This window comes from Pseudomonas sp. PVC-5-1, assembly GCF_057444345.1.
This window is the reverse complement of the sequence record NZ_CM172024.1, coordinates 767,414-781,217: the sequence shown is the minus strand read 5'-3', so window position 1 is coordinate 781,217 and position 13,804 is coordinate 767,414. Positions and strand designations below refer to the sequence as shown.

Annotated in this window: 12 protein-coding genes, 1 tRNA gene and 1 pseudogene; 7 read left to right on the top strand and 7 right to left on the bottom strand. The window is 64.1% G+C overall.

Features of this window, described 5'->3' with window-relative positions:
* Positions 1-39: 39 nt before the first annotated feature.
* From AC2T3R_RS03560 to AC2T3R_RS03550, 3 genes are all read right to left on the bottom strand, one after another.
* The gene (locus AC2T3R_RS03560) at positions 40-1,218 is read right to left on the bottom strand and encodes an MFS transporter (RefSeq protein WP_486744659.1); all 1,179 of its coding nucleotides are present in this window, start codon (positions 1,216-1,218) and stop codon (positions 40-42) included.
* 83 nt (positions 1,219-1,301) lie between these two features.
* Positions 1,302-1,439 (bottom strand): hypothetical protein, encoded by a 138-nt coding sequence (locus tag AC2T3R_RS03555; protein WP_166674214.1) that lies wholly within the window; start codon positions 1,437-1,439, stop codon positions 1,302-1,304.
* 225 nt (positions 1,440-1,664) lie between these two features.
* Positions 1,665-2,879: an MFS transporter gene (locus AC2T3R_RS03550; RefSeq protein ID WP_486744658.1), complete on the bottom strand. Its 1,215-nt coding sequence runs from the start codon at positions 2,877-2,879 to the stop codon at positions 1,665-1,667.
* A gap of 182 nt (positions 2,880-3,061) precedes the next feature.
* Between AC2T3R_RS03550 and AC2T3R_RS03545 the strand changes: the two are divergent.
* Together AC2T3R_RS03545 and AC2T3R_RS03540 are read left to right on the top strand one after the other, a co-directional pair.
* Positions 3,062-3,634, top strand: a pseudogene (locus AC2T3R_RS03545) (FecR family protein); the annotation flags it as partial.
* A 100-nt stretch (positions 3,635-3,734) separates the two neighbouring features.
* A tRNA-Met gene (locus AC2T3R_RS03540) sits at positions 3,735-3,811 on the top strand.
* Between the two features lie 99 nt (positions 3,812-3,910).
* Here AC2T3R_RS03540 and AC2T3R_RS03535 read toward each other — a convergent pair.
* Positions 3,911-4,525: a LysE family translocator gene (locus AC2T3R_RS03535; RefSeq protein WP_486744657.1), complete on the bottom strand. Its 615-nt coding sequence runs from the start codon at positions 4,523-4,525 to the stop codon at positions 3,911-3,913.
* Between the two features lie 244 nt (positions 4,526-4,769).
* Here AC2T3R_RS03535 and AC2T3R_RS03530 point away from each other — a divergent pair, with 244 nt between their 5' ends.
* Positions 4,770-5,687 (top strand): LysR substrate-binding domain-containing protein, encoded by a 918-nt coding sequence (locus AC2T3R_RS03530; RefSeq protein WP_486744656.1) that lies wholly within the window; start codon positions 4,770-4,772, stop codon positions 5,685-5,687.
* Here the strand turns inward: AC2T3R_RS03530 and AC2T3R_RS03525 are convergent.
* Positions 5,627-6,208 (bottom strand): D-Ala-D-Ala carboxypeptidase family metallohydrolase, encoded by a 582-nt coding sequence (locus AC2T3R_RS03525; protein ID WP_043935315.1) that lies wholly within the window; start codon positions 6,206-6,208, stop codon positions 5,627-5,629. The two genes, AC2T3R_RS03530 and AC2T3R_RS03525, sit on opposite strands and share 61 nt — an antisense overlap.
* Before the next feature lie 67 nt (positions 6,209-6,275).
* On the opposite strand from AC2T3R_RS03525, the gene AC2T3R_RS03520 reads away from it, so the two are divergent.
* Positions 6,276-7,433 carry a hypothetical protein gene (locus tag AC2T3R_RS03520; RefSeq protein ID WP_410952052.1) on the top strand — a complete coding sequence of 386 codons (1,158 nt, stop codon included), beginning with the start codon at positions 6,276-6,278 and terminating at the stop codon, positions 7,431-7,433.
* Between the two features lie 16 nt (positions 7,434-7,449).
* Here AC2T3R_RS03520 and rimI read toward each other — a convergent pair whose 3' ends face one another.
* Both rimI and AC2T3R_RS03510 read right to left on the bottom strand, forming a co-directional pair.
* On the bottom strand, positions 7,450-7,905 hold the full coding sequence (rimI, locus tag AC2T3R_RS03515) for a ribosomal protein S18-alanine N-acetyltransferase (protein ID WP_003256329.1): 456 nt from the start codon (positions 7,903-7,905) through the stop codon (positions 7,450-7,452).
* The gene (locus tag AC2T3R_RS03510) at positions 7,902-8,687 is read right to left on the bottom strand and encodes an energy transducer TonB (RefSeq protein ID WP_486744654.1); all 786 of its coding nucleotides are present in this window, start codon (positions 8,685-8,687) and stop codon (positions 7,902-7,904) included. The genes rimI and AC2T3R_RS03510 overlap by 4 nt, the downstream gene beginning before the upstream one ends.
* A gap of 285 nt (positions 8,688-8,972) precedes the next feature.
* On the opposite strand from AC2T3R_RS03510, the gene mksB reads away from it, so the two are divergent.
* From mksB to mksF, 3 genes are read left to right on the top strand one after another with little or no spacing between them, the layout of a single operon-like run.
* On the top strand, positions 8,973-10,262 hold the full coding sequence (gene mksB, locus AC2T3R_RS03505; RefSeq protein WP_486744653.1) for an Mks condensin complex protein MksB: 1,290 nt from the start codon (positions 8,973-8,975) through the stop codon (positions 10,260-10,262).
* On the top strand, positions 10,252-10,959 hold the full coding sequence (mksE, locus tag AC2T3R_RS03500) for an Mks condensin complex protein MksE (RefSeq protein WP_013970824.1): 708 nt from the start codon (positions 10,252-10,254) through the stop codon (positions 10,957-10,959). Before mksB ends, mksE begins: the two co-directional genes overlap by 11 nt.
* Positions 10,956-13,790 carry an Mks condensin complex protein MksF gene (gene mksF, locus AC2T3R_RS03495; protein WP_063911190.1) on the top strand — a complete coding sequence of 945 codons (2,835 nt, stop codon included), beginning with the start codon at positions 10,956-10,958 and terminating at the stop codon, positions 13,788-13,790. Before mksE ends, mksF begins: the two co-directional genes overlap by 4 nt.
* Positions 13,791-13,804 lie beyond the last annotated feature (14 nt).

Below are 13,804 nucleotides of genomic sequence, written 5' to 3'. Positions count from 1 at the left end.
ACGCAGCCGTTCATCGGACAAACGCCGATTCTTGCGCGGCTAATTCCTGGCAGGGTATTGCTCGGCACCATCGCCCCGCAACCGCACCGTGCGCCGGTACGACTGCCGGGCAAAGCACACGAACAACCCGGCCATCAGAGCCAGCGCGATAGGCAGACCATGCGGCGCCACATCCATCGCCGCACCGCTGACCAGCGGCCCGACCAGGCTACCCCCCCCCCACAGCAAACCCACGCTGGCATTGGCGGTAACCAGGTCCTGCCCCTTGAAGCGCTGCCCGATCAGTACCAGCGCCAGGGTATAGATGCCGCCTGCCACGGCGCCCAGCAGCACCAGCAGCGGCCATAGCAACCAGGTCAGGTTCAGCAGCCAGGGCAGGCCGATACCGATCGCCATCGCCAGCAGCCCGCATACCAGGTGCAGCCCGGTGCGCTCCACCCGGTCGGCCAACCAGCCAAGCGGCAACTGGAACAACATGTCACCGGCAAACACGACGGTCACCATCAGCGCCGCCACGCCCACGGCAAAGCCATGGCTGGTGGCATACACCGGCAGCAGCGACAGCACCACGGCATCGAAGAACGAGAAGAACAGCACCGCCACGCATAACGCCGGCGCCACACGGAAGAAACCGGCCAGGCCGAAGCTCTTTTCACCTTCTTCATGTTCCACATGGTCGTTGGGTACGGTCAGCACGATGCACAGCAGCGCCAGGCCATAGCAGGCGGTGACCACACCGGTGATCCACGGGCTGTCGGCGCCCAGCACCGCCAGCATTGCCGGGCCGAGCACCTGGAAACCGGTGAAGCTGGTGGCGTACAGGGCCATGATCTTGCCGCGGTTGTGCTCCGGGCACAGTTCGTTGACCCACGACTCGCCGAGGATGATGGCGATACCCATGCCCAGCCCCAGGCCCAGGCGCAACAGCGCCAGCTGCCACAGCGAGCCGAACGCCGACTCGAGCAAGGCAATGCTGAGCGTGCACAGGCTGAAGCACAGCAGGTAGATGGTGCGCCGGGTCAGGTGGCGACAGCAGGCGTCGACCAGGAACGCCGAGAGCATCATGCCCGCAGCGGGGATGGCCGAGATGATGCCGATTTCCAGGGTGCTCGCACCGGCTTCATGCAGGCGCAACGACACCAGCGGCAGGCTGGCCCCCAAACTGAAACCCACGACCGAAACGGCGAACAACAGGCCCGCCAGCAAACGCATGTTCATGTACCACTCCTTGCAAACCGAAAAGACGTGCAGACACAGGCGCGCACGCCAGGGCGGCGAGCGACGCGAAAGCGCAGATCAGTTCAGGCGAGGTGTGGCGAGAAGGTGAAGGCAAAAAGCACGCTGCGGCGACGCTTGAGCACCGTGTCGCTCGGCCACGCACGACGCAGGGCCTGGAAGGCAGGCTGGCGGGCGTTTGGCAGGGACTGGGTACGGCACATTGCTTTGACTACTACGCAGGTGGTTGAAGAAAGGGCGGACTCTAGGCCAAGGGTGGTCAAGTCGTCAAATTTCGGAGAGCAACCGCCTTGCATGCTCTCCAGACCTGCGCGGGCCCTTGTAGGAGCAGCCTTGTGCTGCGAAGAGGCCGGCAAGACAACAAATGGTCTTCGGCAGTAATGGCCTCTTCGCAGCACAAGGCTGCTCCTACAGGTTCTGTGCATCTTTCAGCGCTTGCCGGTACTTGGCAAGAACACCGCCAGCAACCCGAACAAAGGCAGGAACGAACACACCTCGTACACGTACTCGATGCCACGCAAGTCCGCCACATACCCCAGCAAGGCCGCACCGATGCCACCAAAGCCGAACATCAGCCCGAAGAAGATCCCGGCAATCATGCCCACACTGCCCGGTACCAGCTCCTGCGCATACACCACGATCGCGGAAAACGCCGAAGCCAGGATAAAGCCGATCACCACGCTCAACACGGTGGTCCAGAACAGATCGGCATACGGCAACACCAGGGTGAACGGCGCCACGCCGAGGATCGAGAACCAGATCACGGCCTTGCGCCCGATGCGGTCACCGATCGGCCCGCCAAAGAAGGTACCCGCCGCCACCGCACCGAGGAACAGGAACAGGTGCAGCTGCGAGCTGGCCACCGACACATCGAACTTCTCGATCAGGTAGAAGGTGAAATAGCTGGTAAAGCTGGCCATGTAGAAGTACTTGGAGAACACCAGCAGGCCCAGCACGATCAGCGCCGCCACCACCCGCCCGCGGGAAATGCCGTGGGTCGCCTGCACAGCCTTGCGCGCCTTGGCCTGGTTGAGGTGCTCCTTGTACCAGCCACGCAACATCAGGGTGACGCCGAGAAAGAACAGCGCAGCCAGGCCGAACCAGGCCACGTTGCTCTGGCCGAACGGAATGACAATGGCTGCCGCCAGCAGCGGCCCCAAAGCCGACCCGGTGTTGCCACCGACCTGGAAGGTCGACTGGGCCAGGCCGAAGCGCCCGCCCGATGCCAGGCGCGCAATACGCGAGGTTTCCGGGTGGAAGGTCGACGAGCCGATACCCACCAGGGCCGAGGCCAGCAGAATCATCGGGAAGCTGCCGACGAAGGCCAGCATCACGATACCCACCAGGGTACACAGGGTGCCCAGTGGCAGCAGGTTCGGTGCCGGTCGGCGATCGGTAAAGAAGCCGACCCAAGGCTGCAGCAGCGAGGCGGTGATCTGGAACGTCAGGGTGATCATGCCGATCTGGGCGAAACTCAGGTCGTAGTTGGCCTTGAGCATCGGGTAGATCGCCGGCAGCACAGACTGGATCAGGTCATTGATCAGATGCGCCAGGGCGCAGAAACCGATTATGCGCATCACCAGCGGCGTGGCTTGGCTCGCCGCCGCACTGGTGGGCGCCGTGGAGGCGCTACTGATAGCCATGTGCCTGAATCTCCGTCCGTAGTTTGGGATCCGATTATCGGAAAACAAATAGATACATAGCTACCTTTTATTTCCTTTGTCCGCAACACACTTGAAAATGGTTCTCAATATAATTAGCATCCTTGGCCAAAATACCCGTCATCGTTGGGCGAAACGGCCCTAATCGCGAGCACACCCACCCCATGAGCCCAATGCCCGTTCGCGTCCGTCCACGGCAGATCAACGCGCACCGCAGCCATCTGGGCAAATGGCTGGCGCTATTGTTCCTCCTGGGGCTGGCCGCTACCGCCTACCTGTACTGGCCGGTGATACAGCGCCTGGGCAGCGAATTGCATACCGATGCAGGTGAGCGCCGCAGCATCCGCCTGGCCGATGGCACCACCCTGCACCTGGGCAGCGCCAGTGCGATGAACGCCGACCTGCGTGGCCGCACGCGCCAACTGCACCTGGTGCAGGGCCGGGTATACCTGGAAGTGATGCTCGACGGCAGGGCCATGGAGATAGCAGTGGGCGACGCGCGCATCCAGGTGTTCGGTACCCGCCTGCAGGTCGCCCGCCATGCAGGCCATGACGAACTGGTGGTGCTCAGTGGCAAGGCCATGGTTATCCAAGGCAGCGAACAGCGCATGGTATCGATGGGTGAGCGGGTAACCTTCGATGGCGCGCATATCGGCCCGGTACGGAAAGCCGACCTCAAAGCCGCCGATGGCTGGCGCAGCGGGCAGTTGAAAGCCGGCGACATGCCGTTGGGCAAGGCAGAACCCGGGCCGGGCCGCTAAGTTTTTGAAAGCGTGCAAATTTTTTTTGAAATGAGTGTTGACAGGGGGGCCGTTCAAGAGAATAATGCGCGCCATCGGCTACATAGCTCAGTTGGTTAGAGCATAGCATTCATAATGCTGGGGTCCGGGGTTCAAGTCCCTGTGTAGCCACCAAACAAGACGAAGGGCTTACCGCAAGGTAAGCCCTTTTTCTTTGCCTGCGGAAAATACAACAGGCCTGCCCCTCCCCCCACAGGGCATGCAATCGCTACCTCAACGCATGCCGGTCACCGCCACAGCCAGGCCCAACCCGATCAGCGCCAGGCCGATTACCCGGTCCACCAGCCTTTGCCGCTCGATCATCGCCTTGCGCAATGCCGCGCTGGAGAAGAACACCGCCACCAGGCTGAACCACAGCCAGTGGGCAACGGACATGAAAGCGCCGTAGGCAAAATCCAGCGCCAGCGAGCTGCCAGGCTGCACCACCTGGGTGAACGCACTGATCACGAACAGCATGGTCTTGGGGTTGAGGGCGTTGGTCAGAAAGCCCGTGCGCAGGGCCTGCGTTACGCTGGTGGCTGATGCGGCAACACCGTCAAGGCTGATACGCCGGGTGTTGGTCAGCGACTGGAAACCCAGGTAGACCAGGTAACCCGCACCCAGCACTTTCATGCCCAGGAACAGGGTCGGGCTCTGGCTGATGATCACCGCGATGCCCAGCACCGTGTACAGGACGTGCACCTGCACTCCCAGGGCAATGCCCACGGCGGCAGCCAGCCCGGCCTTACGGCCCTGTGCATAACTGCTGCGGGTGACCATGGCGAAGTCGGCACCGGGGCTGATGACGGCGAGCAGGGTGAACAGGGCGACGGCAATGAGTTCGGTCATGCTGGAGGCTCTCGATAGACGATGGAAATGCACAGACCATGTAATTATCGAGAGCTTATAGCCCAGGAAAAATCGATTTATAGTGAGGCAAATCTGATAGTTTTCTTCACAGAGGTCTAGTGTCGGTGCCGGCCTCTTCGCGGGCTCGCCCGCTCCCACAGGTAACCCACAACTCTCAGTCGGTGTGAAACCCTGTGGGAGCGGGCAAGCCCGCGAAGAGGCCGGTACTGGCAACACAAATGCCATGAAACTGCCGCCACTCAACGCCTTCCGCTACTTCGACATAGCCGCCCAGACCGAGAGCTTCGTGCGCGCCGCCGAGCACCTGCATGTCACCCATGGCGCAGTCAGCCGCCAGGTGCGTCTGCTTGAAGAAAGCCTTGGTGTGGAGTTGTTCGAGCGCCGCAACCGGGCCATTTTCCTCACCTCTGCCGGCCGTGCCTTGCAGGGCACTACCCAGGCGATCTTCGAGCAGCTCGAAGGTGCCGTGCAGCGTTTGCAACAACAGGCCCGCGACAACGTACTGGTGCTGTCGTGCGAGCCGACCATCGCCATGCGCTGGCTGATCCCGCGCCTGCCCCGCTTCCACGCCGCCCATCCCGACCTGCAGTTGCACCTGGTGGCCGCTGGCGGGCCATTGGACTTCGCACGTAGTGGTGTCGACCTGGCAATTCGCCGCGATGACTTCCACTGGGACAAACAGCTGTACAACCAGAAGATCTGCGACGAATGGATCGGCCCGGTCTGCCACCCCACCGCCCCCCTCCAACTCGAAGGCCAGCGCTTGCTGCACAGCGCCACCCGCCCCGGCGCCTGGCCCAACTGGCTGCGCCTGAGCGGCCAACAGGTCCGGCACACCGAGCGCAGCGACTACCAGCACTTTTACCTGTCGATTCAGGCCGCCAGCGCCGGCTTGGGCCTGGCCATGGCCTCAGCCCTCATGGTGCGCGACGAACTCGACAATGGGCAGTTGCAGGCACCGTTCGGCTTCGTGCGTGACGGCTCGGCCTACCACCTGCTCAGCCCCCTGCCGCTGGAAGACGACGGCAAGCGCCAGCGCTTCGCCACGTGGGTGATGGTCGAATGCCGGAGCTGCCTGGCTCATCTGGGCTTGATACAGAACGACGAACCCGCACGGCCGTCACCACCCCAGGTACGGTAACCCGCGGTATCCACATGAATACGCCCGGAGGGGTAGCGCCCCAGGCCCATGTTCCAGGCCTGGCCGTATTGCTGCCAGAACCGGCACAGCGGGTTGGGGTCCGCCCAGTCGGGCAGCAGGATATCGACAGCGAACGCCCGGGCATGGGCGCTGTTGGCCGCCCCGCCGGCGCAGGCATTCAGGCGCGGGGCTCGATAGGCTGAAACCACCTCGAACTGACGCAGGATGCCCTGGTCATGAAGCGTCTTTATCAGCGAGAGCGTCGAGCGCACTGCCGGCCAGTTGCTGGCGGGCGGCACGGCGAAGGGGGACGCGTGGCACAGCTTCCAGTCCGAAGCCGAACGCAGCAGCTGATGGATCGGCACCACGCCATAAAGACGGGCATCCACAAGCATCTCGCGAAATGGCCGTGTCTGATGGTCCCCGGCCCATTGCGCGAACAACCAGATATCACGCTCATCGGCCTGCGCTCCTGCACCCAACATGCCCAGCACCAGCGGCAGCCATCCAGCCCTTTTCATCCCTGCTCCCCTTGCCACAGTATGTGCCACGCTGCCGAATACGGTTGCGCCCAACAAGGAGTTAAGCATGCACAAGATGGCATTACCGAGCCTTGCCGCCCTGGCCTTCAGCGGCCTTGCAGCCGCCGATGCGCGAATCGACCTGGGCGACGCCCAGCGCGTCACCCGCCTTTTCGCCTTCCCCAACAACTGCCACGTGATCTGTTATCGCGACTGGACCCTGGAGCAAACCGTAGAACACTATCTGACGCAGAGCGTACGCCGCGACGGCCATGCCGCGGCCCAGGTGCATGTAAGCCGCGACAACGATCGCCTGCACGCAACCATCAGTGGCGTACCCGCCAACTATGCAAAACCCCTGCGCAAGCTGCTCGACAGCGGTGAACTGGCCTATCAGGCGGCCACCCGGCTGAACGAGGACGGCAAATGGTCCTACGACTGGTATCTGTTCCTGCCGCTGGGCATGGCCCTGCAGAACCGCCGCAGCATCGAACTGCTGCACTTCCCGCCGGACTACTCGCTGACCCAGGCCCAGGACTACCTGCGCTCCAACACCACCGACCGCTGGGCCGAGCTGTTGACATTCAACGGCATCGACGCCAGCCAGACCCCGGCCTACCAGACCATCATCGATATCGCTCCCATCGCCGCACCCGCCAGCGCGGGTGAAACGCTGAAGGAAACCTACAGCTACTTCAAGGACTACCAGGTGCGCATGGTCAGCGAGATGACCCTGCAAAACCCCGCCAGGCCTCTGCCGATGGTGGCATTCGGCGCGCCGGTACGCAGCTGGATCCAGCAGCAGTACGGGCCGCAGGTGAATGTGCTGGGCCTGGTCAGCATCAGCCCGCAGGCAGGTGCCAAGGTACCGGTACTGGGTGCCAACCACCCTAGTGCCATCTGGTATGCGGCAGACAAGGACAGCCACGGCGGCAACCAGGATGCAGCTGATGCTGCCGGCTTGAAAATGATGGGGCAGGACCTGACGGCAGCCTGCTGGCAGGCAGGGATGGGGCGCAATCAACGGGCCGATGCCAAGCTGACGCTGGATGCCTGCTCGACCAAGTGGCAGGTTACACAGAAGAAACAGACCTGCGAGCTGTTCTTCCGCACCATTCGCAAGTACACGCCGGAGCAGGCGGCGGCAAAATGCAATACCGGCAGCGTGACCAGAAGCCTGCGCGACCTGGCCAAGCCGATGGAGGCTCAGCCACAGGACCTGTGATTGAAGCCCGCCCTGCTCAATCTTCGAGCAGGGTGCAGGCCATCACCAAGGCGTCTTCACGGCCGCCGGCAACCGGGTAATAGTCGCGGCGGCGGCCGATTTCGTTGAAACCATAGCGTTCGTACAAACGATAGGCCGACTGGTTGCTGGCACGCACTTCCAGGAAGCACTCGCGGCCATTGAGCTGGTAGGCCCGGGCCATTAGGTGCTCGAGCAGGCGCAGGCCCAGGCCGCGGCCCTGGTTTTCCGGCTTGACGGTGATGTTGAGCAGGTGGGCCTCGTCGATGATCACGTTGATCACGCCATGGCCCACCTGCTGCTGGCCGTCGAACATCAGCCAGACTTCATACGATTTGAGCGCATCCTGAAAGATCCCTCGAGTCCAGGGATGACTGAACGCGGCATATTCGATCTTAAGTACGGCATCCAGATCCGCCTCGGTCATCCGGCGGAAGCTGATCGAGTCACTCATTCAACGCTCTTCCAGCGCGCCATCAGCTGGCGCATGGCTTTCCAGACGTCCGCCTTGCGCTGCGGCTCGTCCATCAACAGTTCAAGGCCCGGTAAGGCCCAGGCTTCGCCCAGGCCCTCGAGCTTCAGGGTTTGGTAATAGGCTTCGCCGTCGACATTGGCGGCAAAGCGCAGCGCCGGCAGGCCGACCAGCCACAGGCAGGTGCACGGGGCGTCCTCCAGGCGCGCCTGGACAAAGCCCTGGACAAAATCGCGCGCCGCCTCCGGGCCCTGGTCCATGTTGCCGCGCACCAGCAGCGGCCAGCGCACCGGCTCGCCGATGATCTGCGGTGCGTCGGGCAGGCCGGCGGCGCGCAGCATGTCCTTGAGCAGCAGGTACGACGGGTCGCGGCTCTGGAACGGCTGGCCGGTGGCCAACTCCACCAGCAGCAGGCAGCGGCCGGCTCGCAGCAGCTGCAGCGAGAAGCGCGGGGGAGGCACCGGGGCCGGGCGCGGTGGCGCGACCTGCTCCTCGGCCTCGGCGGGCTTGGCGGCCGGCTTGGGCGCACTGCCCGGGCGCGGAATCTCGATTTTCGGCCGCTCGCCGGAGCGGGCCTGTGGGGTGACTGGCGCCTCGTTGGCAGCCGGTGCCGGCCTGACGTCGAAGTCGAGGTCCTCGACCGGCGCCACCGGCAGCAGCAGCTCGGGCCGCGACGGTGCGGCGAACGGCAGTTCGGCGCGCGGCAGCCAGTGCACCACTTGCATGGCGGAAAGGTAGGCGCGGCGACGGGGTTCGGTGAGCAAGGGGCGGGGTTCCGAGGGGTGAAGACAAAGGGCCATTCTAACGCCGTTGGCATTCGAGTGCCGCAACTGGTCGGCGGATTTTTATTGCCTGTACCGGCCCTTTCGCGGGCACGCCCGCTCCCACAGGGCCTTGCGCAGTACCTGTGGGAGCGGGCGTGCCCGCGAAAGGGCCAGTGAAACCCTCATCAAAGCAAGGGTGATCCCCCATTACAGACCAAGGGGTGAAAACCTCCCCCCCGGATGCAGTACAATCGCCCCCTTTTTCTTGGCAACGAGTCGAAGCCAATGATCGAACCCAAGCGCGTCCTGCGCGCCCTAGCCGAACACTGGGCCCTGATCGAGCCGCTGTGCGAGCGTTTCGACCAGGGCACCCTGAGCCTGGTCGAATTGCGTCAGCATGTGGCCCGCCAGCAGGTCGAGAGCACCCCGCAGGACATCACCCAGCTGCTCGACGTGTGGATCCGCCTGGATATCCTGGTCCCGGTGGCCAAGAGCCCGAACCGTTTCGAGCTCAACGCGCAGATCCACGACTTCCTCGCCTACCTGCGCCGCGAACACCGGCTGGGCCTGTGCCTGGAGATCGAAGCCTACCTGCGCCACCTGGAGCGCCTGGCCGGGCATATCCAGGACGCCTTCGACAACCGCGACAGCGACGACCTGGCGCGCCAGCTGCGCCTGCTCGACATGCGGGTGCGCGATGTACTGAAGAAGCTCGACAACGACGAACAGGCACTGGTGGCCGTGGCCGAGCGGGCCAAGACCAGCAACCGCCAGATCCCGCTGCGCCAGCGCTATGCCGAAGTACTGGCGACCTGGGACGAGTACGTCGAGCCGATGATCCAGCTGGTCAACGCCGACGGCGCCTTCGAACAGGGCGTGCGCAAGGTCGAGACCGTGCTGCTGAAGCTGCTGGGCGAACAGGCGCGCCTGGGCCACCTGGTCGACGACGACATGCTGCTGCGCACCCACGCGCGCATCCTGGAAATGCAGACCAGCGCCCAGCTGACCCTGCGCCACGCCCGCGAATTGCTGTTGCCGCTGCGTGAAGAAGCCCGCCGGCACAACGCCGTGACCCGTGGAGCCGCACTGGCCCTGTCGGTGATCCGGCGCAAGGGCATCGACGCCGTACCGCAAGCGGCCATGCCGATGTTCACCCGCCCGCAAAGCACCTTCCTCGGCAGCGCCAGCCAGGTCGAGGCCTATGTCTACGCACTGGCCCGCTTCGAGCCCAAGCCGGCGCGCTTCCCCAAGGCCCACAAGACCCAGTCCGGCGCCCTGCCCCGCGCACCGCGCACGGTCAAGGAAATGACCGAACGCTGCGAACAGGCCCTGCCGCTGCCCGACCTGATGGTCTGGCTGCTGGAGCAGGAACCCGAAGGCGCCACCGACGAGCTGCTGTACTGGTTCTCGCGCCTGTCGCGGGAAAAGCGCTTCAAGCGCGAACGCCTCGACCGCCGCGAGTACATCACCCAGGAACACCTGGTCAGCCTGCGCTCGTTCGCCCTGACCTCCAGCCGCGAAGACGCCGCCAGCGCGCCTACCGAATCCAACGCGAGCCCAGCCCATGCATCTTGATCTTTCCGAACTGTCCCAGCTCGCGCCGATCTTCCGCGAGCTGTTCAAAGGCTTCCACGTCAGCCGCCGCGACCCCGAGCTGTACGCCCAGCTGTCGAACTTCCAGGACCAGTACCGCACCCTGTTCAAGGCCCTGGGCTTCGAACTGGTGTGCGACACCCGTGGCTTCTACTACTTCGTGCCGGACATGACCGCCGCGCAGGTCAACAAGACCGCGCAGCGCCTGTCGCTGTTCACCTTCATCCTGGTCGAACACCTGGCCGACCAGGGCCGCGACCCGATGGCCGTGCTCGATGGCGGCAGCATTGGCCGTGACGAACTGCCCTCGCTGCTGGACAAGTACCGCGACCTTTTCCTGCAGGCCGAAGTGCAGACCGTGGACGAGCTGGAAGAAAAAATCCTGCGCCGCATGACCCAGCTCGGCTTCGCCTTCGAGGAAGGCGGCATCTACCGCTTCCTGCCGCCGATGCATCGCTTCCTCGACGTGTGCCTGGCCGTGCAGCAGGACCGCGACCTGGCCGCCACCCTGCACAGCGACCTGCCGCTGCCGACCCCGGTACTGGTCGAGGAAGAAAGCCCCGAAGAACTCAACCGCACCGACGACCCGCTCGACCTCAGCCCCTTCGAGGGCGAGGAAAGCGAAGAGGAAGCCCTGGCCCGGGCCATCCGCGAAGAGCAACAGGAGATTGACGCATGAGCCAGGAACGCTACGGCATCCGCCGCTTCGCACTGCTCAACACCGCCGGCTACAGCCTTGGCCTGTTCCCGTTGGAGCACCCACTGTCGGTATACGGTGCCAACAACCTGGGTAAATCGGCGTCGATCAACGCCCTGCAGTTCCCGATCCTAGCGCGCATGTCGGACATGAGCTTCGGCAAGTACAGCCTCGAGCAGTCGCGCCGCTTCTACTTCGCCAGCGATACCTCGTACATTCTCTGCGAACTGAGCCTGCCCCACGGCCCGCACGTCATCGGCGTCGTCGGCCGCGGCCCGGGCGGCGGTTTCGGCCACCAGTTCTTTGCCTACAAGGGCGAACTGGACCTGGCCCACTACCAGAAGAACGACACCTGCCTGCGCCAGAAAGAGCTGTTCACCAACCTCGAGCGCCTGGGGATCAAGGCCTACGAGCTGAAGCCTGACGAACTGCGTCGTCTGCTGGTCGGTGGCCACACCTCGGTGCCGCTGGACCTGACCATGATCCCGCTGCGCTCGACCAGCGAGCAAAGCCTGAAAACCTTCCGCGCGCTGTTTATCAACCTGCTGCACATGCGCGAAATCACCGCCGCCAAGCTCAAGCAGCTGTTCCTCGACGCCTTCGAGCACAGCCTGCGCTCTGGTAGCGTCGACTATATCGCCGCGTGCGAGGAAGCCTTCCGCGACGTGCGCCGCATGGAACAGGACTACAACGCCCTGGTCGCCGCCGGCCCGCTGGTCGAGGCCCTGGCCGGTGGCGTGGCCCAGCGCGACATCCTGCGCGGCAAGCTGCACCGCATTTCACCAGTGCTCGACACCCTGCTGGGCACCTGGCAGGAATACGCCATGGCGCGCAAGGAAGAGCTGGTGATCCAGGCCGAGCACTACCGTGGCGAGCAGGACCGCCTGCAGAACGACCAGCGCGGCGGTACTCAGGAACTGATGCGCCTGGAGCGTGAAATCACCGGTATCCAGCGCTGGCTGGGCGAGCTGTCGGTGCTCAAGCATCGCTTCGCCCTGGTCGATGACGTCAAGGTGCTGGAGCAGCAACTGCTGGCGGCCAAGGACGCCCACGACGAACTGGCCGGCGCCCTGGCCCAGTCGCGGCAGTTCAGCGCCGAAGACCTGGACGAACGCGTCCGCGACCTGGAAAAGCGCCTGAAGCAGGTCAAGCAGCAGCTCGACCACGCCGACAACAACAGCTACGCCCGCCTGCGCGAAGAGTTCTCGCAGCAGGACGTCGACCGCCTGATGCGCCTGTTCAATGGCGCGCTGTTCAGCCTGCCGCTGGGCGACCGCGGTATCGAACTGGACGACAGCGACCTGTGGGTAAAATCGCTGGAAGCGGTGCTCGACGGCTTCAAGGGCGAACGCTTCGAAGCCCCGGGCCTGTCCATCGACCTGTCGCACATCGACCCACCGGCACTGCAGGCCCTGGCCGACCGTGCCGCCCTGCGTGACCAGAAAGAGCGCCTGGAAAAAGAGCTGAAGCAGCTCAAGACCCAGCAAGCCGTGGCCGCCGACCGCTCCGCCTCCAAGGCGCAGACCGAAGCCCTTTACCAGGAAGTACTGGACGCGCAGAAAGCGCTGGAAGACTTCCGCCGCAGCGAAACCCTGGCCGCCGAAGAGCCCGAGAAGCTGGAGCAGCTGTCACAGCTCGAAGCCGCCCAGGACGAACTCAAACGCTCCAGCGACGCCTTCACTGAACGTGTCCAGCAGCTGTCGGCCAAGCTGCAGCTGGTCGGCCGGCAGATCGGCGACCTCGAGGCCAAGCAGCGCACCCTGGAAGACGCCCTGCGCCGTCGCCAGCTGCTGCCGGCCGACCTGCCCTACGGCACGCCGTACATGGAAGCCATCGACGACTCGATGGACAACCTGCTGCCACTGCTCAACGACTACCAGGACAGCTGGCAGAGCCTGCAACGGGTCGACAACCAGATCGAGGCGCTGTACGCCCAGGTGCGCCTGAAAGGCGTGGCAAAGTTCGACAGTGAAGACGACATGGAACGCCGCCTGCAGCTGCTGGTGAATGCCTACGCGCACCGCACCGACGAAGCCCTGACCTTGGCCAAGGCCCGCCGCGCAGCGGTCACCGACATCGCCCGGACCCTGCGCAACATCCGCAGCGACTACGACAGCCTCGAGCACCAGTTGGCGCTGTTCAACCGCGAGATCAACAGGCGCCAGGTATCCAACCTGGAGAGCTTCCGTGTGGTGCTGGCGCCGAACAAGGAAGCGCTCAAGCACATCGACCAGATCATTCACAGCGCCGGTCAGTACGAAGAAGGCGAAACCCTGTCGGTATTCGACCTGACCCAGAGCGCCGAGCAGGACAACAAGAACGAAGAGGCCAAGGAATACCTGGCACGGCTGGTGGCGGCCAACCACAACCAGCTGGGCCTGAAGGACCTGTTCGAGCTGGCGTTCGAGATCACCAAGGTCAACGGCCAGCCGGTGATCCATGCCGACATCGACGGCGCGGCATCCAACGGCACCACCATGACCATCAAGGCGCTGACCAACATGTACCTGTTGCTGCACCTGATGGACCGCGACCTGGCCGGGCGTATCCGCCTGCCGTACTACCTGGACGAAGCGGCGGACATCGACGAACGCAACCAGGCTGCACTGCTGGAGACCAGCCTGCAGCTCGGCTTCGTGCCGATCCTGGCGAGCGTGAAGCCGCAGGTGTCGGCGCGCGTGGCGATCGACCTGGAAGGTGGCAGTGGGCCGAATGGCATCTACATCGACGAGGCGGACTGGAAGTTCATCAGCCGTCGCGATGAGGTGAAGGCGGTTGTGCGTGAGGATCATCAGGCCGAGGAATTGGCCTGATATCGGAGTAGTGG